The organism is Actinomadura vinacea, from assembly GCF_039532545.1.
Taxonomy (GTDB): Bacteria; Actinomycetota; Actinomycetes; order Streptosporangiales; family Streptosporangiaceae; genus Spirillospora; species Spirillospora vinacea.
Map to the genome: position 1 here is coordinate 78,722 of NZ_BAAARW010000022.1, position 22,820 is coordinate 101,541.

Here is a 22,820-nt window from a genome sequence, read left to right on the forward strand (position 1 = left end):
GAACCGTACATGGGGCCGCGGAAGGAGGTGGACCATGCGATATCCGATCATCGTCGGTATCGACGGATCGGCCCATGCGTGGCAGGGGCTGGACTGGGCCGTGGAACATGCCCGCCTGCATGAATTGCCGCTGCGCCTCGTCCATTGCTCGCGGTTGCTCGTGCGGGACGGCAGCTTTTCCGATACCGCGTACGAGCATCTCGAGGCCGAGCGGACGGATCTGTTGAACGAGGCGCGGCAGTACGCGCTGAAGCAGTCGCCCGGCCTTGAGATCACCATTCGCCTGCGCGCCCAGGAGCCTGGGCACGGGCTGGTGTCCGAGAGCGAGGGGGCCTCCCTGGTCGCCGTGGGCGCCCGCGGCGTCGGCGGGTTCGAAGGGCTGCTGTTCGGCTCGGTGGGCCTGCACATCGCCGCGCACGCGCACTGCCCGGTTCTGGTCGTGCCGCGGGCCGCCCCTTTCCCCGCGGAGATCGTGGTCGGCGTCGACGGCCGGCGTCCCGAAACGGACCTCCTGGAGTGGGCCTTCCAAGAGGCGGCGCTGCGCGGCTCGCGGCTGGTGGCCGTGCACGCCATCGGCGGGGAGTTCGGATCGCCCCATCAGCGGCTGGTCGAGGACATTGAACTGTCGGAGGCCCTCACGGGCTGGTCGGCGCGCTTCCCGGACGTGGTGGTGACGCCGGTGGTCGCCGACCGGACGCCGCCCGCCCGGCGACGAGGCGTTGGGGCCGAAGGTCCCGCCGGTGGGTGACCCTTGGCCACTGTGCGGCCGGGCCAGCAGGCCCGAAAGTGGTGGCCATGACACAGTCCGCTCCGACCGCCCCGGTCTTCGCGCTGCTCACCGATGGCGTCCAGGTCCAGGTCAGGCAGTTGACGCCGGAGGACCTCGCCGCGGTACGCACCCTGCACGCCGGCCTCTCCACCGAGAGCCTGTACCTGCGCTTCTTCTGGCTGAACCGCTCGATGGTCGATCAGGTGGCGGCCGGCGTCTGCCGCGAGCCGGGACCTGATCACCTCGCGCTGGGCGCCTGGCTGAAGGGAGAGTTGGTGGGCGTGGCGCAGTACGAGTGCACCGGTGTCGGTGACGAGGCCGAGATCGCGTTCGCGGTGGCCGAGCGCATGCACCATCGCGGGGTCGGGACCCTGCTCCTGGAGCATCTCGCGTCGTGGGCGCGGGCCCGCGGCGTCCGCGCGTTCCGGGCCGACGTGCTGGCGGAGAACTCGGCGATGCTGCGGGTATTCGCCGCCGCCGGGCTGCCGGCGCGCCGCGGGTACGCCGCCGGGGTGATCGAGGCGACCCTGCCACTGGAAGGCGGGGACCGCTACCTGGACACCGACGAGCACTACCTGGACGCGGTGGCCGCACGGGAGTGCCGCGCCGCCGTGGCCAGCATGGAACCGCTGCTGCGCCCGGCGGTGATCGCGGTGATCGGCGCCGGCCGCAGGCCCGGGTCCATCGGGGCGGCGATCCTGCACAACATCCGCACCGGCGGGTTCGGCGGTGCGGTGTACGCGGTCAACCCGCACGCCGCCGGGACCGAACTGGACGGGGCACCCTGCCTGGCGTCCCCGGCCGAACTGCCTGAGCCGCCCGATCTGGCCGTCATCGCGGTACCGGCCGCGGCCGTCGCCCCGACCGCCGCCGCGTGCGGGCGCCGAGGCGCCCGGGCAGTGGTGGTGATCAACGCCGGATTGACCGCCGAGCAGGGCCGCGACCTGCTGGCGGCCTGCCACACGCACGGCATGCGCCTGGTGGGCCCCAACTGCCTGGGCATCGCCGACGGCGCCTCCCGGCTGAACGCCACCTTCGCCGCCGGTAGCCCGCACATCGGCGCGGCGGGCGTGGCGGTGCAGTCCGGCGGAGTCGGCATCGCGCTGCTCGATCACCTGTCGCGGCTGGGAATCGGGGTGTCCTCGTTCGCCTCGGTGGGCGACAAGTACGACGTCAGCGGAAACGACATGCTCATGTGGTGGGAGGCCGACCCTGATACCCGCCTGGGCCTGGTGCACGTGGAGTCGTTCGGCAACCCGCGCAAGTTCGCCCGCACGGCGCGCCGGGTGGCCGAGCGGATGCCGCTGCTGACGGTGGTGGCGGGCCGCTCGGCCGCCGGGACGCGGGCGGCCGCCTCGCACACCGCCGCCGCCGCGACTCCCGCTGTGACCCGCCGGGCGCTGTTCCGGCAGGCCGGGATCATCGCCGCCGACGACCTCGGCGATCTCGTCGACACGGCCGCGCTGCTGGCCCTGCAGCCGCTTCCCGCGGGACCGCGGGTGGCGATCGTGTCCAACCGGCTGCTGGACACCTACGGGCTTCCCTCCGTTCCATGGCGCTGGGCCGGCTCCGAGGACGCCGCGGCGCGCGCCGCGGCTGAGTCGGGTGGTGCGGTGGCGCTGAAAGCCCATGTTCCCGGCGTGGTGCACAAGACCGCCGCTGGAGCACTACGGCTGAACCTAAGGGGCGAGGACGACGTCCGCGCCGCTTACCGGGGGTCGGCCGACCGGTTCGGCGGTGATCTGCACGGGGTGCTGGTCCAGGCGATGGCCGCCGAGGGCGTGGAGGTGCTGTGCGGCCTGGTCCAGGAAGAGATCTTCGGCCCGCTGGTGGTGTTCGGCGCGGGCGGCGTCGATACCGAGGCGCTGGCCGACCGGGCCGCGCGGCTCGCGCCCCTTCGCCGAGCTGGACCTCAACCCCGTGATCGTCCGCCATGACGGCGTCATGGTCGTCGATGCCCGTGTCCGGCTCGCTCCGAACCGAGTCTGGGACCCCTTCCTCCGCCGGCTCCGCTGAGTGCGGCCCGTTCCCCGGAGGGCCGCATTCCGGAGAATTGCGTTGGCGGGCGAGAAGACCACACGGTGGGACACCGGAGCGTGAACCCCGGTGCCCCAATGGCGGTTCGGGACTTCATTCAATCGGCCGTCGTGCCGGTCTCCCCTTGGACCACGTTCTGGACGGTGATCCGCTTGGCCTCCCGCTTGGCGGCCTTCGGCAGCGGTACCCGGACCGTGAGGATGCCCTTGTCGTAATCCGCCGTGATCTCATCAGGGTCGATCTCGGCGGGCAGGGCCAGCGACCGGCTGAACGTCCCGTAGCGGAACTCCGAGCGATGCGTCTCCTTTTGCCACTCTTGCCTCTCGGCGTGGATGTGCAGCGTGCCGCCGGTGACGGTGATCTCGACGTCCTTGCCCGGATCCAGGCCCGGCAGCTCCGCGCGGATCACATAGTCGTCGTCGACGACGAAATCCTCGACGCGGATGGCCTGTGCCAGCCCGGGGCGCAGCGCCGTGACCGGTGACTCCAGCCAGTCGAGCAGTTCGGGGAACAGCGTCCGCGGTTCCCGGCGCTCCAGTCGGCTCATTTCGACCTCCCCATGTATGAGCGGTACTCCGATTGCCAGTCCACTCCTGGGGAGGACCATCCGGAAGTGCCGCCCTTCCCAGACCGGAAGGACTTTGGTCCCATCCTCGGGCCGTGCCCCGACCAGGCCGTGAACCTGGCCCGCCGTGTCACCCCGGTTCGGGGGTGAATCAATGCTCGCGGTCCTGGTTTCCGGGCGTTTCCGACTTGAGTTGGGCGGCGTAGGCGGCGGCCTGGGTGCGGCGGCTCATGCCGAGTTTGGCGAAGAGGTGGGAGACATAGTTCTTGACGGTCTTCTCGGCCAGGAACATGCGTTCGCCGATCTGGCGGTTGGTGAGCCCTTCGCCGATGAGTTCGAGGATCTGGCGTTCCTGGCCGGTGAGGGCTTTGAGTGGGTCTTTGCGTTCCTGGCGTTCGCGGATGCGCCGCAGCATCCGCGCGGTGGAGCGGGGGTCGAGAAGGGACTGGCCTGAGGCGACCGTGCGGACGGCTCCGACGAGGTCGGAGCCGTGAATCTGCTTGAGGACGTAGCCGGCGGCTCCGGCCATGACGGCGTCGAAGAGGGCGGTCTCGTCGTCGAACGAGGTGAGCATGAGGCAGGCGACCTCGGGAATGGCGGAGCGGATCTCGCGGCAGACGGTGACGCCGTCGCCGTCCGGCAGCCGCACGTCCAGGACGGCGACGTGGGGGCGGACGGCGGGGATGCGGGCCAGGGCCTGTCCGGCGGTGCCGGCCTCGCCGACGATCTCGATGTCGTCCTCGGCGGAGAGCAGGGCGGCCACGCCGCGCCGGACGACCTCGTGATCGTCCAGAAGGAACACCCGGATCGCGTCGCCAGTATCGACTTGGCTGCTCATGGCGCCATTCCCTCTGGTCTTGGTTGGTGATGGAATTGACGTTAGCGGGCTGTGCGGCCGGGCAGGAAGGCCGGAGGTCCCGCGGTCGGTAGGACCTAGGTCCCCGCGTCTCCGGAAGGGAGTCCGGCGGTGTCGCAGGAGCATCGCGGGTGTGAGGATCGGGCCGGGGTGATCCTGCCGCAGACGCGGCTGGACGAGCTGCTGGCCGAGCTCCAGTCGCGGCTGGAGGCGGCGCGGGGGACCCGGGACCGGGTGCACGCGCTGCTGGAAGCGGTGGTCTCGATCGGCGGCGAGCTGGATCTGGAGACGGTGCTGCGCCGGATCACCGAGGCCGCCACCACCCTCGTCGACGCCCGCTACGGGGCGCTGGGCGTGATCAGCGAAGAGGGGGAGCGGCTGGTCCAGTTCATCACGGTCGGGGTGGGCGAGGAGGAGATCGAGGCGATCGGGCACTGGCCGCACGGGCACGGGATCCTGGGACTGCTGATCAAGGAGCCGCGTCCGCTGCGGCTGCCGGAGATCGCCGATCATGCCGAGTCCCACGGCTTTCCCGAGGGGCATCCGCCGATGCACACCTTCCTGGGAGTGCCGATCCGGGTGCGGGATGAGGTGTTCGGCAACCTGTACCTGACCGAGAAGGCCGGTGGCGGGGACTTCGAGGAGGAGGACGAGGCCGTGGTCACCGCGCTGGCCACCGCGGCCGGCGTGGCGATCGAGAACGCCCGGCTGTACGAGGAGGCGCGGCGGCGGGAGCAGTGGTTGGCGGCCTCGGCGGAGATCTCCACGGCCCTGCTGTCGGGCACCGGCACGCGTGAGGTGACCGCGCTGGTCGCTCAGCGTGCTCGGGAGGTCGCCGAGGCCGACCTGGCCGCGGTGGCCCTGGCGGACCCGGATGCCGGGGAGTTCACGGTGGTGGCGGCCGACGGCCACCGCGCCGGCGAGTTGAGGAATGTGCGGATCCCGATCGATCAAGCCGCCGCCGGGCGTGTCTATGCCAGCGGGACGGCGCTGCGGCTGGAGGAGGGCTGGGAGGCCGCCCGGAAAACCGCGCTGTTCGTGGATCTGGAGGTCGGGCCTTTGCTGGTGGTGCCGCTGGGGGTGGGCGCGTCGGCGCGCGGGGTGCTGTCGATGGTCAACCGGCCCGGCGGGCAGGCGTTCAGCGGTTCGGCGCAGCGGCTGCTGGAGGCGTTCGCCGCCCAGGCCGCGGTCGCGCTGGAGCTGGCCGACCGGCGCCGCGACGCCGAGCGGCTGGCCCTGCTGGAGGACCGCGACCGGATCGCCAAGGACCTGCACGACACCGTGATCCAGCGGGTGTTCGCCACCGCGATGTCCCTGATGTCGGCGATCAAGCTGACCGAACGGCGGGACGTGGCCGACCGGATCCAGCGTTCGGTCGACGACCTGGACGACACCATCCGCCAGATCCGTTCCACCATCTTCGCCCTGCAGGCCGATCCCGACGATCAGGTGAGCCTGCGCAGCCGCCTGCACAGGATCGTCGACGCCGCCGCCGAGCGCCTCGGCTTCGCGCCCTCCGAACGCCTCGACGGGCATCTGGACACCGACATCCCGGACGAGATCGCCGAACACCTGCTGGCCGTGCTGCAGGAGGCGCTGTCCAACATCGCCCGGCACGCCGACGCCACGCAGGCCGCGGTCACGGTTCAGGCCCGCGGCGGCGAACTGGTCCTGCGGGTCGAGGACAACGGCGTCGGCATCCCGGCGAACGGCCGCCGCAGCGGCCTGCGCAACATGGAGCAGCGGGCCAGAATCTTGGGCGGCTCTTTCCACGCAGGCCGGCGTCCGGAGGGCGGCACCCTCCTGCAATGGCGCGTCCTGCTTGACCCGGACCACGCCGGGTGAACGGCCGAGAAACCTGAAACAGGGCCGGAGAGGTCACCGTCCGGCGCTCGGGTCGTCCACGACGGGCACGCCGCCGTTCGCGATCCACTGTGCGGCCGACAAGCCTGAAGGGACAGGGCCTCGCCCTGTGGTTTTGGCAACTCACCTTCTGAGGAGCTGAGCTAGATGTCCGACCCGATCATCGTGGGCACCGACGCCTCCGCGGGTGCTGATCGTGCCATCGACTGGGCAGCCGATGAGGCGGCGCTGCGTCACCGTCCGTTGCGCATCGTGCATTCGCTCGAAAAGGCTTTGCGTGAACTACCGCTGGTCTCGTCCAGTCATGCGGCGAATGCCGTCAACACCGCTGGCAGGAGGATCCTCGACGAGGCCGGGCGCAGGGCCCGGGAGCGCCATCCCGGCATCGATGTCACCACCGAGCTGGTCGCCGAGGGCACGGCCACGGCGCTGCACGACCGGTCCGAGAAGGCCTTCGAGCTGGTGGTGGGACACCGGGGGCTGGGCGGGTTCGCCAGCTTGATGCTCGGCTCCACCGGGCTGCACGCGGCCGCGCACGCCGCCTGCCCGGTCGTGATCGTGCGCGGGGACGCCGTGCCCCGGCACGATGAGATCGTCGTGGGTATCGACCTGATCGGCGACCCGGCCGTGGCGCTGGGGTACGCCTTCGAGGCCGCGGCCGTCCGAAGCGCGCGGGTCCGGGTGGTGCACGCCTGGCAGATCGGCGACGCCCTCGTCGACCTGAGGCAGGAGATCGACGCCAGGGACGCGGAGGAGAAGCTGCGCTCAGACGTCCTCCAGAGGCTCATGCCTTGGCGCAAGGCGCAACCGAGCACCGAGGTGATCGAGGAGGTCGTGCGCGAGCACCCCGTCGCCGCGCTGACGGACGCGTCTCGCAACGCCGACCTGGTCGTCGTGGGCGCGCTCGATCACCATTGGTACCAGAGTCCCTGGCTTGGATCTGTCAGCCATGGGGTGATCCATCATGCCCACTGCCCGGTCGCCGTCGCACGCGCCAAGTGACATGCCGTCTTGGCCTGCCTTCACACACTGATCATGGAAATGACAAGGGCCGCCGAGCTGGGCCCTCGGGCGACATGGCCGCGGACCTGTGTCAATACAGACCTTCGTCCCTGGTCGTCCCCGGCCAGGCGCACCATGATGGATCTCAACCGAACGTTCAGGGAGGACGCCATGCGAGCGAGTAAGGGCGACCGGCTGGTCGTCCACGGACATCACGTGGGCGACTCCGACCGCGAAGCCGAGATCCTGGGGGTGCACGGGCGGGATGGGGAACCGCCGTACCTGGTCCGGTGGGACGACGGCCACGAGAGCACGTTCTTCCCCGCCTCCGACGCCACTGTCGAGCACCACCCGTCCAAGCCACCGAAGGAGTAGGCGGTCGCGTCGCGGGGACGCGATCGATCCGACAGGGGGGAACATGCTGATCAGTAACGTCTATCGTCCGATGGTCTTCGGCTGCCAGGCAGACGATCGGCTGCCCGAGGTGGCACGACGGATGGTGGAGAAGGAGGTCGGAGCGCTGGCGGTGCTCGACGGCGAGAAGGTCGGCGGGATCATTACCGAACGGGACCTGGTGGAGGCGCTGGCCGCAGCGGCCGACCCGGCTTCCCAGGAGGCCGCGGCGTACACCTCGACGCAGATCAGGACGGCGGCCCTGCACGAGGACTCGGGTGAGGTCGCCCGCCGGATGCTGGAGGCGGGCATCCGACACCTGCCGGTAGACGACCGCGGACGGCTGGTCGGCATGGTGTCGATGCGGGATCTGCTCGCCCTGGAAACATGGGCCCTTTAGCCGACCGGGCGCTGCGCGATGGGTGCACTGCAGGCCGACCGCCTGGGCCCGCCCCCGGACCGGGCGGCAGCCGAGGCCGGGGGCCGGGACCCGGGTCTTGCGGGCAGAGCGGCGGATCGGGTGGCGGATGCGCGCGATCGTCTGGCTCGCTCTGGCGCTGTCGGGCGACCTGCCGCGCGATTCATGATCGCTGTTCGTGCGTTCGCGTGAAGGGGACTTTCGTCCTGCGAAGGTGGTCCGGCCCTGTCAGCCTGCATGCTACGCCGACGATGAGGAGACCGGGCGGGTAAGTCCAGGGAGTTACGGTGCCGGCACTCCACGACGTTCTGCAGCGGTTTCCGTCCTGCGGGGGCACCGGGCTCCGCGGCGGCCGTCCCGTCGGAACGCCGCGCCGGTCTGGAGGAGGAGTTGGAACCGATCTTCGCCTGGCTGGAGGAGGCCGAGGAGAGCACGCGGGGCAGCGGGTCGAGGAGGAGGACTATCCGGAACTCGCCACGATCGGAGGTTGTACCGAGTACCTCGCCGCGCATCGGACCGGTGCTGGGCGATAGGCCCTCATGATCCCGGCTCAACCGGCAGAACGGTTGTCGAACCGCGACCACTCGGAGTCCCATTCCCTGTAGCGGCGGCGATCGCAGTGGTGGCGGAAGATCCTTTGCATGCCCCAGAGGACGGCGGCGATCGCGAGGGACGTCCCCAGAGCGGTGCTCCAGCCATCGCCGAGCGTCTGAGAGTGCGCCCTCGGCCGGATCGCCGGACGGCCGGACACATCAACCCAAATGCGTTGTCGCTCGCCCGAATCCGCCTCTCCGCGCCAGGTGTCGATCGTGCCGGTGTGATGTCTGCCGTCCCGCCCGGCCCAGGCGGCCCGAGGAGTGCTCCATCCGGAAGCGCTCTGGTGACCGGTGTCGATGATGGTGGCGACGACCTGGTAACGAGTGGCCGCCTCCTGCTTCTCGGCACGAAGCCCGTGCTCGTAGACCGCCCCCGAGAGTTGCACGGAGGCGATAGGGGCGGCACCGAGGTAGAGCGCGACGAGGGCGATGGTGAACGACCGCTGCCGACGGTCGACGTCACGACGCAATTCGTTGCGGTCAAAACCGCAGCGACGTCGCAGGCGGTCTACACGGGCCAAACCGGTATCAGATCTCATCGTGACCTCCGGGGAAACGACCCCGGGCATGAAACCCGGACCCCTGGCTGAGTCCTGTCGTTTCCGGTTTCGGCCGCGCCGTCCGGCCCCCGGATCCAGGCGGCGACGTGATCAGCCGGGATCGTCGGATCGTCCCTGGGCCGGGTCACCGGGCGTCCTGGTCAGTGTCGCCAGGCGTTCCCGGTACTCGTCGGAGTCGATCTCGCCGCGGGCGTAACGCTCGGCGAGAACATCCTGGGCGCGCTCCCCGCCACGCCCGGCTCGGTCGGCCGCAGGAGCGGCGGTGTGAGGCGGGCGCGCGGCGGCCCTGATGATCAACGTGATGACGGCCGCCGCGGCGGCCAAGATGAAGATCAGAACGAACAGGCTCCAGATCATCATCCAGCCGGACCAGCCGCCGTTCATATGGCCCCAGCCCCACCAGCAGGTATTCATCACGCACCTCCTCTGCTTCCAGCCTCCGGCCACGCCCGGTGCCATCAAAGGGCCGAAGGTCCCGGCGAAGCAGGCCAAGAGGCCATGGCTGCCCCTGTCCGCGGTCGGCGTGTGCGGCTCGGGTGGGACCTTTGCCCTTCAAGGGCCTGGCATTCGTCCCTCCTGCCAGTCGGACGGACGGGCGCAGGTTGGAGATATGAAGCGTTCTCCACGCGCTGTCTTTTCCGCGCAGGTGCCCGCCCGGTCCGCGGGCGGGGCGGGTACCGAAGCCACCGGTGAGGTCACTGATCCACGAGAGCCGCTGCCGTTGCTGCGCAAGGAGCTGGGGACGGGGCCGAGCGGACTGTCCGGGCGTGAGGCGTCCCGGCGGCTCGCTGTCTACGGCCCCAACCAGGTGCGGCGGCGGGAGCGGACGTCTCTGGCGCGTGAGGCGGCCCAGCAGCTGGCCCATCCGCTGGCGTTGCTGCTGTGGGCCGCGGGTGCGCTGGCATTCGTAGGCGGTATTCCCGTTCTGGGGTGGGCGATCCTGGCGGTGATCATGGTGAACGCCGGGTTCGCGCTGCTTCAGGAACGGCAGGCCGAGCGGGCGGTGGAGGCGCTCGAGGCCTACCTCCCTGAACGGGCCAAGGTCATCCGTGACGGCGAATCGCGGGCGGTGGATGTCGCCGAGGTGGCCCCCGGTGACCTGGTGGTGCTGGAGGAGGGCGACAAGATCCCTGCCGACGCCCGGCTGGTCGAGGGAGCGGTGGAGGTCGACCTGTCGATGCTGACCGGCGAGTCGATGCCGGTGGAGCGGGTGGCCGCGCCCGCGGAGGAGGGGCTGGCGCTGCTGCGCGAGCCCAACCTGGTCTTCTCGGGCACCACCTGCGTCGGAGGCCGGGCGGTCGGCATCGTGTTCGCCACCGGCGGGCACACAGAACTCGGCCGTATCGCGGCGTGATGCGCCCCGGGTCTGATGGAGGCTCGATTCCCTGAGAGGATCGAGTCATGGCACGTCCGTCCCGTTATCCCCCTGAGCTGCGCAATCGTGCGGTCCGTATGGTTGCCGATGAACGTGCATGGGATCGCGCGAGCGCTGGCCTTCTTGCGCAGCCAGGACTCACGCACTTGCAGCATCTCCGCCGCCTCGGCTGGTGTGAACAGCCGAGGCTGCTCGTTTCGCCGCGCCGCATCGGACTGGACGGAAGACGGCCCGGCGAGCCCGCGTCCTCTGCGATCCCGATCCATTTGCAGGGTCTCCTGACCGCAGGGGTCACTGTGACGCCGTACGGCCCTCGTTCTATGTGGTCATAGAACGTTGCTCACATGGTTTGACTACCGTTGCGCTCCATATTCTCACACTAGGTAACTTCTCGACTGCATTCTGTTCAAGGTCGTGTCGAGGTGCCATCAGATCGGTCACAATGAGCCCCGTGGGTCCTGACCAGAGCTCCGGCTGCAGGGATCTGGACCCGTGAGTATGGCCTCGAGCCACACGGGCCGTCGACCTAGTTGTTGCTGGCCATGACGTTGTTGACGCGTCTCAACCGACTGATGACAGCCTGCTCAATCGTCGTCGTGTCTTGCGGAGTTCGGCTTGCCTGGCGTCAAGTCGTCTGGCCAAGGAGTCCAGTTCAGCCCGCAGGTCTGGGCACAGCTCAAGGGACGTGCCGTGATCGCCGGTGCGAGCGCAGTCGAGATACCTCTGGATGGTCGAGGTTCCCAAACCAGCGGAGATCATCGTCCGGATCTGCGCAACACGCGTGACATCGGACTCGGCGTAATCCCGGTACCCGTTGCTGGTGCGAGCCGGGACCAACAGTCCACAGTCCTCGTAGTGGCGGAGTGCCCGCGCGCTCACACCAGTCAGCTCGGCGAGTTCGCTGATCAGCACCTGGATTCCCCTTGTCGACTTGACCTTCACGCTGGCGTGAACCCATACCGTCCTTCGGCATGACAACTGGAACAACCCAGCGGCGTGCCTCGATCATCCACGGTTACGGCGCGTCCCCCGAGGACCATTGGTTTGGCTGGCTTGCTGAGCAGCTCACAGCAGACGGCATACCGACGACGATCCCTACTCTTCCGAACTCACTGGCTCCAGACCCCGCGCAGTGGACGGAAGCCGTACGCGCCGACGTAGGCACCCCCGACGAGGACTCGGTCATCGTCGCGCACAGCCTGGGCTGTCTGACCGTGCTCCGCTATCTGCGCTCCCTTCCGGGCCCCTGGCACCTTGGCGTGCTCGTGCTGGTCTCCGGATTCGTCGACCCACTCCCCGCGCTCCCGGACCTGGACTCCTACATCGGAGACGGCTGTGAGGTGGAGGGGCTCAGCAACCACATCGGCCGACTCACGATCATCCGGTCAGACGCAGACCCGTACGTACCGCCCGGTCACACCGACCGCCTTGCCGGCCTGCTCGGAGTCTCCACAGAAGTGGTCCCCGGAGCCGGTCACTTCCTTGCTTCTGACGGCGTCACTTCGCTAGGCGAAGTTCTTACAGCCATCGCGTCGTAATGGGTGAAATTGGTCTGCACGGCAATCCCCCCTGTCCGTTGAAGGACGACGGCGCCTCGTGGAGAGGTGCCGTACCCGGCCGATCTCACACGTCGCTGACGAGATGGGGATTTCACGTGCTTGCGCATCGAAATGGGTAAGAAGCCATCTCATTTGGTGGTGTGGCGGTAGCCTGCGTTCGTGGAGATGGTCGAACGGTTGGTGCCCGAGGAGTTGTGGGAGCTGTTCCAACGGGTGGTGCCACCTGCACCGACGCGGCCCCAAGGTGGTGGCCGGCGCCGGTACGGGGACCGCGAGGTGCTGGCGGCGATCATCTTCGTGGCCACCACCGGTTGCACCTGGCAGCAGTTGCCGCCGGTGTTCGGCCCGTCCGGTCCCACCGCGCACCGCCGCTTCACCGAGTGGAGCGCCGCGCGGGTCTGGGCCAAGTTGCACCGGCTGGTGCTGGACGAGCTGGGTGCGCGCGGTGAGCTGGACTGGTCGCGGTGTGCGATCGACTCGGTCAGCGTCCGGGCGAGCAAAGGGGGCAGCTGATGGGTCCGAATCCTGTTGATCGCGGCAAGCCCGGGTCGAAATCCACCTGCTCACCGACCGTGCCGGACTGCCCTTGTCTGTCGGGATCTCGGCGGCCAACACCCACGACAAGCTGGCGCTGCAGCCCCTGGTGCGGGGCATTGCGCCGGTTCGCTCGCGGCGCGGTCCGCGCCGGCGCCGCCCCGCCAAACTGCATGGTGACAAGGGCTACGACTTCACCGATCTGCGCCACTGGCTGCGCAGCCGCGGCATCGTCCCGCGCATCGCCCGCCGCGGCATCGAGTCCTCCGACCGGCTGGGCCGACACCGCTGGGTGGTGGAACGCACGGTGTCCTGGCTGAACGGCTGCCGCCGATTGCACCGCCGCTACGAACGCAAGCCCGAGCACTTTCCGGCCTTCGTCGGCATCGCCGCCACCCTCATCTGCCACCGCCCGACTCACCAAATGAGATGGCTTCTTACGCGGACTTGTGCCGACCGAAGACGGCGTTCATCGTGGCGGCACCCTCGTTGATGACCGGCCTCAGTTGGTGCCGGTACACCTTCTCGGTGACCGCCGTACCGGCGTGCCCGACGAGATCGGCGATCGGCACGCCGCTGTCACTCATGATCGAGACGAACGAGTGACGGAGTCCCCGGGGAGTCCAGTTCTCTCCGATGTCCGCCTTCTTGGTGATCAGCCGGAATCCCCGCCGTACGTGCCCGGGATCAAGGGGCGTCCTAGTCCGGGAGCAGAAGACGAGGTTGGTGTTCTTCCACGCCTCTCCGGCCTTGAGTCGCTGGGACGCCTGGCGCGCGTGATGCTTGCGGGGAGCATCTACCGCCTCGTCCGGCAGTTCCAGCGTGCGGCGGGACCCCTTCGTCTTGGTGTCGCCGTGCGTACGCACGGAACGCCAGACGTAGACCGCGAACCCGGTCATGGTCGAAGCCGACCTTGCTCACCGGCTGCCACGCGGGCTCGCCGTCCACCCATGCCACGACGTGATCCCACTGGAGAGCACGCGCCTCCTCGGTACGGATGCCGATCATGAGGGCCGAGGCGGCGATGGGCAGGGCGGCCCGCGCCATCGAGGCCCCCATTCGTCCCGGCGGCGGTCGCCAAGCCTTACCGGCACCCCGAAACCAGGGTCACGAGGAGTCACCGAACCAGCCATGGCTACCGGTCGTGACCACCTCGAAGACGGCGGACGGATGTCAGATGACGTGTGGTGGCAGCTGCCTTACCGGTAAACCGGCGCGCCCGTCGTCAGCACCGCCGAGGACCTCGCCGCGGTCGGCATGAGCCTGCTCGCGATCAGCGCGCCGGTGCTCGCGCTGACCGTACTGGTGGTGCTGGCGGCCGTGGCGCTGCGGTGATCGTCCGAATCAGGCGGCGGCGCGTCGCCGCCGCCTGACCCCGGTCAGCAGGTCTTCCGGTACGGGACGTCGGGGATGTTGGCCTTCCACTCCGTCTCCGTCAGCGCGCCGGTCGTTTCGCAGAGTTCGGCCCGCAGCAGCCCCGGCCCGACCGAGTGGGTGCGGAACCCGCCGGTGGAGTCCACGCTGACCAGCGACTGGCCGTCCGGCGTGAACGCCATCGCCAGCACCGTGCGGCGGTGGCCGGTGAACGGGATGCCGAGCGGGGTGCGGGTGCGCAGGTCCCACAGCTTGATCTCGCCGTCGGAGCCGGACTCGCCGTAGGCGACGGCCAGCACCCGGTCCCCCGCGTCGTGCACGGGCAGGGAGTAGCCGCCGGTCGGGGTGAGGTCCCCGGTGCGCAGGACGTACCCCGTGCGGGCGAGCGTGGCCGGATCGTAGAAGGAGACGCTGGCCCGGAGCTCGGACGGGCCGTCGAAGACCATCTTCCCGTCCGCGCTGTACCGGCCCGCCTCCAGGCCCGTCGAGCCGCGCCGCAGCACCTTCCCGGACGGGAACTCCACGAGCGTGTGGCCCGAGAGCACCGCCCCGCCGTCCGGACGGAACGCCACCGCCCCCCACGGCTCCCCGCGCACCTCCCGGATCTGCCGCATTGGGGAGAGATCCCAGAAGGACAGGGACCTGCCCGCGTCGTCGGGACGGTTCCGGACGAGCGACCGTCCGTCCGGCGCGAAGTCCACGTTCTCGACGACCGGGTCCGAGTACTGGGTGACGGCACCGGGGAGGGAGCCGATCCGGGTCCGCTTCGACAGGTCCCAGACGTCGATCTTTCCGTCGCCCATGCCGGTCCCGACCGCCAGCATCCGGCCGTTCGGGCTGAGCTTGAGACCCGATCCCGTGCTGAACCGCTCCTTCGGCAGCTCGAACCGCTTGGCGAGCGGGCTGGTCGACCAGATCTCGACGGCCTCGTCGTCCCTGAGCACCGCCATCGTGGAACCGTCGCGGCTGGAGGTCGCCAGGTTGTACTCGACGGGCGCGCTCGCGGGCCGCTGGGTGTAGCGCGTGACGTCGAGGGAGAACAGCACGCCGTCGCCGCTCGTGCACCGCAGTTCGGTGTCGCCCGCGGTGAACCGGAAGGTCCCGGACGCGCACTCGTCCATCGTGGTCGGGTAGCGCATGACCACGCCGTCGTCCGGCGACACCCGCCACAGATTCAGCTGTGTCGCCAGGAACTCGCCCGAGTGGCTGAAGGTCTGGTCCGCCCGCGTGACGTCCTTGTCGCCCTCCACCTCCTGGGAGGTGTTGGTGTCGAGCGACACCAGGCGCACGCCGTTCTTGCCCGGCAGCGCCGCGGTCCGACCGTCCGGGCTGAAACGGACCGCCTGGAAGCTGGGCTCGTCGCCGATGTGGAAGTCGGGCGTGGAGAGCTTTCTGCGGGTCCGCAGGTCGGTCCAGGTGACCGTCTTGAGGGACTTGATCGACAGCACCGTCTCCTGCGGGGAGAACGACACGAAACCGGTGATGCGCGGGTCGTGGAACGCCTGCCGGCCGGTGCGCGTGTCCCAGACGGTGATCCCGTTGCGGCTGGCGCCCGTCTCGGACGCCGCCAGGTAGGTGCCCGCCGGGCTGAGCTGGAGTTCGGCCGCGTTGACCAGACCCTGGGCCTGGTAGCGGATCACGTTGCGGACGCGGAGGCCGGGCGCGGACAGGATGACGACCGTCCCGTCCAGGACCTGGACGGCGACGGTCTTGCCGTCGTCGGACACATCGACGCCGCCGACCCTGGCGGCGGCGCGGAAGGAGCCGACCTTGCGTCCGCTGTCGGCCTCCCACAGCCCGGCCTGGTTCCCGCCGGCAGCCGCCAGCAGCCGTCCGGAGCCGTCCAGGTCGGACCAGATCGCGTCGAAGTCGGGCAGCCGGACGGACCGCCGCTCCACCTGGTGCCGGACCGCGGCCAGCGCCGACCACGACTCGGGGGTGTCGGCGATCGCCCCGGCCGCGACGGCGAGCCTGCGCGCCAGGTCCGGACGGCTGCGGCGCAGCGACTGCGCCAGCCCCGCGACCTGCGCGGACGCGGCGCGGTCGCGCTGCCCGACGACGGTCCGCCGCTGGTCGATCGCGACGACGGCCGCGCCGATCGCGATGACCAGCAGGACCGACAGCCCGATGCTGATCAGCGCGCGCAACCGTCCCCGGCGCAGCGACAGGGCGGCGGCCGCGTCCAGGAAGCCGCGCTCGACCAGGTTGAGGGTCAGGTGGCGGCGGCCGGTCGCGGCCCACGACTGGGCGCGTTCCAGGGCCGTCCCCTGGTAGAGGTCGCTGCGCTTGCGGCCGTGGCCGTGCCAGAGCCGGGAGGCGTCCACGAGGTCCTGGTGGACGCCTAGTCCCGCGCGCTCGCCGTCGGCCCACTCGCGCAGCCTCGGCCACGCGCGGATGAGCGCGGCGCTGGACAGCGTGACGGTCCCGTCCGTCCAGACCAGGACGCCCGCGCCGGTGAAGTCGCGCAGGACGCGGTCGACGACCCGGTCGTCGACCTGGCCGTCGGAGAACTCGTCCCGGCGCGCCGAGCGCAGCGTGTCCTCGGCGCGCTCGCCAGGCGCGACCAACCGCAGCAGCAGTTGCGGCACGGCCTCCTGCTCGCGGACGCCCAGGCCCGTGAACACGACCTCCGCGAGTTCGGCGCGGGAGGGCTCGGGCGGCTCGGGCCGGTCGTCGGGGACGGCCCTGCGGGTGGCCTCCTTCAGGTCGATCGCTCCGACCAGGCCGAGGAGCAGGTCCTCGGCGTCGGGACGGTCGGCCGGATCCTTCGCCAGCGACGCCGTCACCAGCGAGCGCAGCGGCTCCTCCAGCACGGAGGTGTCGGGGTGGTGGGTCTCCACCTGGCGCGCGATCACGGGCGTGGTGTCGCCGGTGAAGGCGTGCCGTCCGGTCGCGGCGAACAGGACGACCGCGCCCCAGCCCCACACGTCCACCTTGGCGTCGCCGTGCTCGCCCCGGTACCGCTCCGGCGGCATGTACCGCAGGGTGCCCTTGAGCAGGCCGGTCGTGGTGGGCTGCTCCTCGATCCGGGCGATCCCGAAGTCGATGAGGCGCGGCCCGTCCGGGGCCAGCAGAATGTTCTCGGGCTTGAGGTCGCGGTGCACGACCCGCGCGCGGTGCACGCCCACCAGCGCGGTGGCCAGCCCGATCGCCAGGCGGCGCAGCTCGTCCGGCCCGTACGGCCCGGCGCGCTCGACGGCCTGCCGGAGGTTCGGCCCGGCGACGTGCTCGCTGACGACGAACGGGATCGGGCCGTCGAGGTCGGCGTGCAGGACCTTCGCGGTGCAGTAGGCGGCGACCTTCCGCCAGGCCCAGGTCTCCTTGCGGAGCATCTCGCGGTCGCGGTCGCGGACCCCGTGCAGGGCCTTGACGGCGACCCGTTCGCCGTCGGGCCCGTAGCCCTCGTAGACGACGCCCTGGCCGCCTGCGCCGAGCCGTCCGTCAAGATAGAAGGAGCCGAGCTGGCGGGGGTCGCCGGGGTGGAGCGGTTCGGCCATGGGTCTCCTCGCGCTGCCGGTGGAACCGGTGATCATCTCATATAGACACTTGTGTCTGGCTGTTTGTTCGGCAGCGCGCATACAGACCACTTGAACAACGACCCTGCGAGCTTCCCGCCTGAGCGCCCGCCCGTCCGGCGAGCGCGGCTTCCCGGATCGGGGAGCTACGCCTACCGCTCCGGTGGAGCCAGGCCCACTGATTCTTCTGGTTCCGCACGCCCGGCGCGCGCGGCGACGACCCCGCCCGGCTGCTGCCCGCGCCGCCGCCGACCGTGCTGAGCTTCACCATCACCTGGGACTGGGACGGGTTCGACAAGGCATCCTTCGCCCGGATGGTGCGCAATTACGGCGAATGGGTCGAGCGCAACAGCGCGCCGGACTCCCCGTCCACCCGGCTCTACAGCGAGCTCCAGCTCAACCGCCGGCGGCTCGGGACGCTCGGCATGATCGGCCAGGTGTCCGCCGCGTCCGGCGCCGAACGGCTGCTGGACGATCACCTGGCCGTGATCAACCGCGGCGTCCCGGTCACCCCGGTCCGCCAGGTGAGGAACCAGCCCTGGCTGGCCTCCGCCCTGGCCGGACCGCCGGGCGAACCCGGCCCCGTCTGGCGGCTGAAGGCCAAGTCGGCCTACCTGCGCCGCCGCCTGAGCGACCGGCAGATCGACGTCCTGCACCACCATCTCACCCGGACCGACTACGACTACCAGGGCGGCATGGCCAACCTCTTCTCCTTCGGCGGCCGGGTCAACACCGTCGCCCCGGACGCGACGGCGACGCCGCACCGCGACAAGATCATGAAGATCCTCCTGATCAACGGGTGGGAGGACCCCGCCGACGACCACCGGCACATCACCTGGCTGCGGGAGCTCTACCACGACCTGTACGCCGACACCGGCGGCGTCCCGGCGCCCGGCGACGCCCGGAGACGGCGGGGCGGCGCTGGTGGCTCCGAACTTCGGAGCCGGGTCCTGCCTACGGTCGGGCGCCCTCGTGGCCGGTGCCGGTGATACCTGCCGTCCGGGGGCCGTCACGGCCCAGATCCGTGGCCGCCGGAGTTCGGTCCGACTGGCGTGGGCGGAACCAGGAGGTCACCCCGGAGAGCACAGCGCGGCACCTCACCCCGCAATAGCGTTATGCATCCGTTCAATTACAAAGAGTCGCGAGGGGGGAGTCATGGTGCTTCGTTCCGCCGCCCCTGCTCTCCACCGGTTTCGTCTGCCTCTAGCGGCAAGCCTGCACAGTCGAATCAAGTCCTCGGGGACGCGGTCCAAAGACAGGAGAGAAATAGTGGGCAGCAATACCAGGAAGCGGATGGTTGCGGGGATCATCTCTCTGGCGGCCGTCCCGGCGGCCATGGCCCTCGCCGGCCATGCGTCCGCCGCCCTGGCGCAGACCGCGCCCGCCGCGCACGTGGCGTCACCGTCCTCGTCAGCGCGCACCAACATGTCGTACGCGCTGTACAAGGCCCGCGGCGGCCGGATCACCACCGGCTTCGACGGCTACCACAGCACCCCCGGACGGCACGAGGGCATCGACATCGCCCGCAGCATCGGATCAGACGTCCACGCCCTCGTCGGCGGCAAGATCATCTACATTGCGCGCGGTCGCACCGGCAGGTCGGGGCTCTCCACGATCTCCATCTACAACGCTTCGCTGAACAAGACGGTGATCTACCTGCACACCGCTCCAAGGTCCTCCCTGCGCGTGGGCCGGACGATCAACCGCGGGCAGATCATCGCGGACGAGTCGTGGCATGGGGTGTCGAGACGTTCGAGCGCGCACACCCACGTCGAGATGCGTCTCGGCCGCCGAACGCACGCGGCCAAGAGCGTCGGCGACCCACGCCTGGACAACCCGAACCCGGCCTCGTTCTGGAACTCTCAGGGCTACAACGTCCGATAGCGCGCTGGCCTCCAGCAGCAACCCCGCCCGGATCGGGGCGTGCGCTACGGGGCGCCGGCGGCGTCCTTCTCGGTCACGCTCCCGGCGCGGGCCCGCGCCTTTACGCTTCCGGCATGGTCGCCAAACGCCCCACCCCCAAGAAGGACAAGTCCGCTCGCCGTCGCCATTCCCCTCCTCCGCTGGGCACCGCGCGAGGAGGGAGCGGCGTCCTCGGTTTGGTGGAGGGGGAGGTGCTGGCGAGCGGAGTGCGGCTCCGCAGGGCGCGGGCTGATGACGTCGAGGACGCGCGGCGCGTTCGGCGATGGTCAGGGCTGTGATCGCTTGGTTGTAGGTGAGGGGGGCCACTTGAGGGCAGGCCTGTTCGTGCGCTGCGGTCCTGTCGAAGAGGTCACAAGAAGAGCCCTCTTGATCGTCACTATCTGCAATCAAGGGTGAGGGTGTGTGACCGACGGCCGCGTACGCTCCCACACTTCACGTGGCCTCGATGTGGTCACGCGACCCTAGGTCGGACCTTACTTTGCCGCGGTGCGTCTCTCATCCGTGGCGGGGGGTGGTCAGGGCCGCTACGTCGGCCTGTTCGACTTGCGGGAGCCAGTGGCGGTTCTTGTCGTAGCGGAGCCAGCCGTGCTGCTCTATCGCGGTGTCGACCCTGCGGAGCAGGCGGTCTAACTCGGCGTGCCGCTGGTCGGGGCTCCACAGCAGGGACGAGCCGTACAGCGGCGTGGGGTCGACCAGCGGGATCAGCCGCAGGGACGAGCCGCCGAGCGACGTCAGGTGCGCCGGGACGACCGCGGCTTGGCGCGGCTCCTCGTGCAGCAACCAGGGGATGTGGTACGGCCCGAGGTCGAGGCCTCCGAACCGGCCGTCCAGCCCGAAGCGTTCGACGAACTGGCGGAGGAAGTCGAGCGATTCGAGGGGCGCCGGGAGCCACAGCGGGGTGCCGCGCAGGTCGTCCGGGGTCAGTTCGGCATGCTCGGCCAGCGGGTGTTCGACGCTGACGATGACCGCCATGGCGTCGAGCCGGATCAGGCGCCGCGCCAGGGAGGCGATGTCCGCCCCGCGAGAGATCCGGCCCAACGCCACGTTGATCACGCTGTCGCGCAGTGCGGCGACGGCGTCCGGGAGGTCGCGGCAGACGCCGGCCTCCAGTTGCGGGCCTTCCTCGCCTCCGGTGAGGGTCCGGATGGTCTGCGCAGGGAAGAACAGGCTGCCCCAGACGCTCATGCGCAAGGGCCGGACAGAGGGCCGTGCGGACGCGACCGCCTGGTCGCCCGCGACGAGAAGCCGCCGTGCCGGGGCGAGGAATCGACGTCCGGCGGAGGTGAGGCTGACCCCGCGCGCGCCGCGCACGAACAGTTTCACGCCGAGGCCGGTCTCCAGCCGGGAGATCCGTGCGGACAGCGCCTGCTGGGAAAGGGAGAGATCCCTTGCGGCCTGCCCGAAATGAAGGCGATCGGCTGCTCTAACGAAGGCCCGAACGTGGGCCATATCCAGATCCATGTCTCTCACCTGGCCTGACAAGCCTTTGCTGTAGGACTGCCAGCGAAATTTTGTTGGACTGGGCCCAACGGACTCAGGTTGGCTATGTGCCACGAGTGGTGACAGCGGATGTTATGGAGCAGGAGTTTCCTTGTCAATGTCACTGCAGTGTGTTTTCCATGCCCAGCCGATTTTCTGCAGTGCGGCGTTGGAACGTGCCCACCGGATCAGGGCCGTGCCGCCGCGGCGCGGGGACCGCGATGACTGAGGTCACGGCGCGGACCGGCGTCCCGCCCTCTCCTCCGCGGCCGTCCGGCCGGACCGGGCAGACCGCCGTGGTCGCCTCGACGCCGTCCGACTCGCACACCTGGGGACTGGTCGTCCTGCAGTGCGTGCTGGAGGAGGCGGGCTTCTTCGTGCGGAACCTGGGCGCGTGCTGTCCCGCCGCGCTGCTGCTGAGCGAATGCCGTGCCGCCCCGCCGGACCTGGTCGCGATCAGCACGGTGAACGGGCACGGGCGGGTCGAGGGCGCCGACCTGATCTCCGTGTTCCGCCGCGTGCCCGGCCTGTCGGACGTTCCGGTCGTCATCGGCGGGATGCTGACGACGGGCGGGGCCGACCATCGCGAGGTCGTGGCGGAGCTCACCGCGCTCGGCTACACGGGCGTGTACGTCGGCGACGAGGCGCTGCAGAGGTTCCGCGTCCACCTGGCATCGGCGGATTCGCATGCGCGCTGAAGCGCCGCCGGAGGCGCCCCCGCCCTCGTACGTTCCGTCGTTCGGTGGGTTCGTGGCGGGGCATGCGCGCGCCGGACGGCTGGTGGTCCAGCCGAGGATGGGGTTCGGGTCGCCGGAGGCGATGCGCCGCGGCCTGCTGGCGGTGCGCGACGCCGACGCGTGCGCCGCCGGAACGATCACCCTCGACAGCTACACCCGCGTCGGCGCGCACGACCGGGCGGCCCGCGCGCTCGCCACGGGCGCCGACCTCAACGGCTATCCGCTGGTCGCCCATACCGTGCAGGCGACGTTGGCGGTCGTGGACGGCGTCGTGGGCGACGGCTTCCCCGTCCAGGTGCGGCACGGGTCGGCGCTGCCGTCGGCGATCGTCCGTACCGCGCTGCGCTGCGGGCTCACCGCGACCGAGGGCGGCCCGGTCTCCTATTGCCTGCCCTACAGCCGGGTACCGCTCGCGGACGCGATCGGCGACTGGCGGACGACCTGCGAGCTGCTGGCGCGGACGCCGGGCGCGCATCTGGAGAGCTTCGGCGGCTGCATGCTCGGCCAGCTCTGCCCGCCGTCGCTACCGGTCGCGCTGAGCGTGCTGGAGGGGTTGTTCTTCCGGTGGCACGGCCTGCGCAGCGTGTCGCTGAGCTACGCGCAGCAGACGAACCACGACCAGGACGCCGAGGCCGTCGCGGCGCTGCGGCTGCTGGCGGAGGAGTTTCTCGGCGACCTGGACTGGCATGTCGTCCTCTACACCTACATGGGGGTGTTCCCGCGGACCGCGCGGGGGGCGGCCGCGCTGCTCGAAGAGAGCGTGCGGCTCGCGGTGGCGACCCGGGCGGAACGGCTGATCCTGAAGACCCGGGCGGAGGCGACGCGCATCCCGACCATCGAGGACAACGTGGTGGCGCTGGAGGAGGCCCATGCCGCCGCGCTGCGCCTCCCGGAGCCCCGCCGGCCCGCGCCCGGACCGGACGTCGTCCGGGGTACGGAGGTGTACCGCGAGGCGCGGACGCTCCTGGAATGCGTCCTCGACCTTTCCGACGATATCGGTGCCGCGTTCGTCTCTGCTTTTTCTCGTGGTTACCTTGACGTGCCGTATTGCCTTCATCCGGATAACCGGAACCGCGCCCGCACCTTTCTTGACCGGGACGGCAGGCTGCGTTGGGCGTCGGTCGGGAGAATGCCGCTGGAACCCCCGCCGCGCGTCCAGGACGGGAGTGGCACCGCACCGGAGTCCACCGAACTGCTGCGAATGCTCCATTGGGTACGCGAACGATTCGATAACGCACCGTCCGGGCCGCGGAAATGACCCGTTC

At 70.2% G+C, this 22,820-nt stretch carries 20 protein-coding genes and 3 pseudogenes; 15 read left to right on the forward strand and 8 right to left on the reverse strand.

The genetic code is table 11. The features are described from left to right. The first annotated feature begins 34 nt into the window (after positions 1-34). A complete protein-coding gene (locus tag ABD340_RS30200) occupies positions 35-748 on the forward strand; it encodes a universal stress protein (protein WP_344593518.1) in 714 nt (237 codons plus the stop codon). A 47-nt stretch (positions 749-795) separates the two neighbouring features. Then, complete coding sequence (locus ABD340_RS30205; protein ID WP_344593520.1) at positions 796-2,706, forward strand: GNAT family N-acetyltransferase; 1,911 nt, start codon at positions 796-798, stop codon at positions 2,704-2,706. 197 nt (positions 2,707-2,903) lie between these two features. Here the strand turns inward: ABD340_RS30205 and ABD340_RS30210 are convergent, their stop codons facing one another. Both ABD340_RS30210 and ABD340_RS30215 read right to left on the reverse strand, forming a co-directional pair. Continuing rightward, on the reverse strand, positions 2,904-3,353 hold the full coding sequence (locus ABD340_RS30210) for an Hsp20/alpha crystallin family protein (RefSeq protein WP_344593521.1): 450 nt from the start codon (positions 3,351-3,353) through the stop codon (positions 2,904-2,906). Positions 3,354-3,522: 169 nt separating this feature from the next. Further along, positions 3,523-4,209 carry a response regulator gene (locus ABD340_RS30215; RefSeq protein WP_344593523.1) on the reverse strand — a complete coding sequence of 229 codons (687 nt, stop codon included), beginning with the start codon at positions 4,207-4,209 and terminating at the stop codon, positions 3,523-3,525. Between the two features lie 129 nt (positions 4,210-4,338). Between ABD340_RS30215 and ABD340_RS30220 the strand changes: the two genes are divergently transcribed. The 4 genes from ABD340_RS30220 (at position 4,339) to ABD340_RS30235 (ending at position 7,885) form a co-directional block, all read left to right on the forward strand. Then, positions 4,339-6,072 (forward strand): GAF domain-containing sensor histidine kinase, encoded by a 1,734-nt coding sequence (locus ABD340_RS30220; RefSeq protein WP_344593525.1) that lies wholly within the window; start codon positions 4,339-4,341, stop codon positions 6,070-6,072. A gap of 165 nt (positions 6,073-6,237) precedes the next feature. Beyond that, positions 6,238-7,092 (forward strand): universal stress protein, encoded by an 855-nt coding sequence (locus ABD340_RS30225; RefSeq protein ID WP_344593527.1) that lies wholly within the window; start codon positions 6,238-6,240, stop codon positions 7,090-7,092. A gap of 171 nt (positions 7,093-7,263) precedes the next feature. Further along, a complete protein-coding gene (locus ABD340_RS30230; protein ID WP_344593528.1) occupies positions 7,264-7,467 on the forward strand; it encodes a DUF1918 domain-containing protein in 204 nt (67 codons plus the stop codon). 43 nt (positions 7,468-7,510) lie between these two features. After that, a complete protein-coding gene (locus ABD340_RS30235; protein WP_344593529.1) occupies positions 7,511-7,885 on the forward strand; it encodes a CBS domain-containing protein in 375 nt (124 codons plus the stop codon). Between the two features lie 568 nt (positions 7,886-8,453). Here ABD340_RS30235 and ABD340_RS30240 read toward each other — a convergent pair. Then, the gene (locus ABD340_RS30240) at positions 8,454-9,038 is read right to left on the reverse strand and encodes an Rv1733c family protein (protein ID WP_344593531.1); all 585 of its coding nucleotides are present in this window, start codon (positions 9,036-9,038) and stop codon (positions 8,454-8,456) included. Between the two features lie 111 nt (positions 9,039-9,149). Continuing rightward, the gene (locus ABD340_RS30245; protein ID WP_344593533.1) at positions 9,150-9,473 is read right to left on the reverse strand and encodes an SHOCT domain-containing protein; all 324 of its coding nucleotides are present in this window, start codon (positions 9,471-9,473) and stop codon (positions 9,150-9,152) included. Between the two features lie 232 nt (positions 9,474-9,705). Between ABD340_RS30245 and ABD340_RS30250 the strand changes: the two genes are divergently transcribed. After that, a complete protein-coding gene (locus tag ABD340_RS30250; protein WP_344593534.1) occupies positions 9,706-10,413 on the forward strand; it encodes an HAD-IC family P-type ATPase in 708 nt (235 codons plus the stop codon). Positions 10,414-10,995: 582 nt separating this feature from the next. On the opposite strand, the gene ABD340_RS30255 is transcribed toward ABD340_RS30250, so the two are convergent. Then, complete coding sequence (locus ABD340_RS30255) at positions 10,996-11,376, reverse strand: MerR family transcriptional regulator (RefSeq protein WP_344593536.1); 381 nt, start codon at positions 11,374-11,376, stop codon at positions 10,996-10,998. A 29-nt stretch (positions 11,377-11,405) separates the two neighbouring features. On the opposite strand from ABD340_RS30255, the gene ABD340_RS30260 reads away from it, so the two are divergent. The 3 genes and pseudogenes from ABD340_RS30260 to ABD340_RS30270 all read left to right on the forward strand — a co-directional run. Further along, positions 11,406-11,972, forward strand: coding sequence for an RBBP9/YdeN family alpha/beta hydrolase (locus tag ABD340_RS30260; RefSeq protein WP_344593538.1), 567 nt, complete (start codon positions 11,406-11,408; stop codon positions 11,970-11,972). Between the two features lie 31 nt (positions 11,973-12,003). Next, positions 12,004-12,111 (forward strand): annotated as a pseudogene (locus ABD340_RS30265) (IS481 family transposase); the annotation flags it as partial. Between the two features lie 47 nt (positions 12,112-12,158). Continuing rightward, positions 12,159-12,939 (forward strand): annotated as a pseudogene (locus ABD340_RS30270) (IS5 family transposase); the annotation flags it as partial. A gap of 25 nt (positions 12,940-12,964) precedes the next feature. Here ABD340_RS30270 and ABD340_RS30275 read toward each other — a convergent pair. Then, positions 12,965-13,426, reverse strand: coding sequence for a tyrosine-type recombinase/integrase (locus ABD340_RS30275; protein ID WP_344593540.1), 462 nt, complete (start codon positions 13,424-13,426; stop codon positions 12,965-12,967). Positions 13,427-13,751: 325 nt separating this feature from the next. Between ABD340_RS30275 and ABD340_RS48130 the strand changes: the two are divergent. Further along, positions 13,752-13,862 (forward strand): annotated as a pseudogene (locus tag ABD340_RS48130) (DUF4126 family protein); the annotation flags it as partial. Positions 13,863-13,906: 44 nt separating this feature from the next. Here the strand turns inward: ABD340_RS48130 and ABD340_RS30280 are convergent. Beyond that, the gene (locus tag ABD340_RS30280; RefSeq protein ID WP_344593542.1) at positions 13,907-17,398 is read right to left on the reverse strand and encodes a protein kinase domain-containing protein; all 3,492 of its coding nucleotides are present in this window, start codon (positions 17,396-17,398) and stop codon (positions 13,907-13,909) included. A 272-nt stretch (positions 17,399-17,670) separates the two neighbouring features. Between ABD340_RS30280 and ABD340_RS30285 the strand changes: the two genes are divergently transcribed. Next, positions 17,671-18,405 carry a hypothetical protein gene (locus ABD340_RS30285; RefSeq protein ID WP_344593544.1) on the forward strand — a complete coding sequence of 245 codons (735 nt, stop codon included), beginning with the start codon at positions 17,671-17,673 and terminating at the stop codon, positions 18,403-18,405. Positions 18,406-18,709: 304 nt separating this feature from the next. Next, complete coding sequence (locus ABD340_RS30290; RefSeq protein ID WP_344593545.1) at positions 18,710-19,300, forward strand: peptidoglycan DD-metalloendopeptidase family protein; 591 nt, start codon at positions 18,710-18,712, stop codon at positions 19,298-19,300. Between the two features lie 534 nt (positions 19,301-19,834). Here ABD340_RS30290 and ABD340_RS30295 read toward each other — a convergent pair. Further along, the gene (locus ABD340_RS30295) at positions 19,835-20,800 is read right to left on the reverse strand and encodes a LysR family transcriptional regulator (RefSeq protein WP_344593546.1); all 966 of its coding nucleotides are present in this window, start codon (positions 20,798-20,800) and stop codon (positions 19,835-19,837) included. Between the two features lie 239 nt (positions 20,801-21,039). Here ABD340_RS30295 and ABD340_RS30300 point away from each other — a divergent pair, with 239 nt between their 5' ends. Both ABD340_RS30300 and ABD340_RS30305 read left to right on the forward strand, forming a co-directional pair. After that, complete coding sequence (locus ABD340_RS30300; protein ID WP_344593548.1) at positions 21,040-21,516, forward strand: cobalamin B12-binding domain-containing protein; 477 nt, start codon at positions 21,040-21,042, stop codon at positions 21,514-21,516. Beyond that, positions 21,506-22,813 (forward strand): methylaspartate mutase, encoded by a 1,308-nt coding sequence (locus ABD340_RS30305; RefSeq protein ID WP_344593549.1) that lies wholly within the window; start codon positions 21,506-21,508, stop codon positions 22,811-22,813. The genes ABD340_RS30300 and ABD340_RS30305 overlap by 11 nt, the downstream gene beginning before the upstream one ends. Positions 22,814-22,820: the final 7 nt, after the last annotated feature.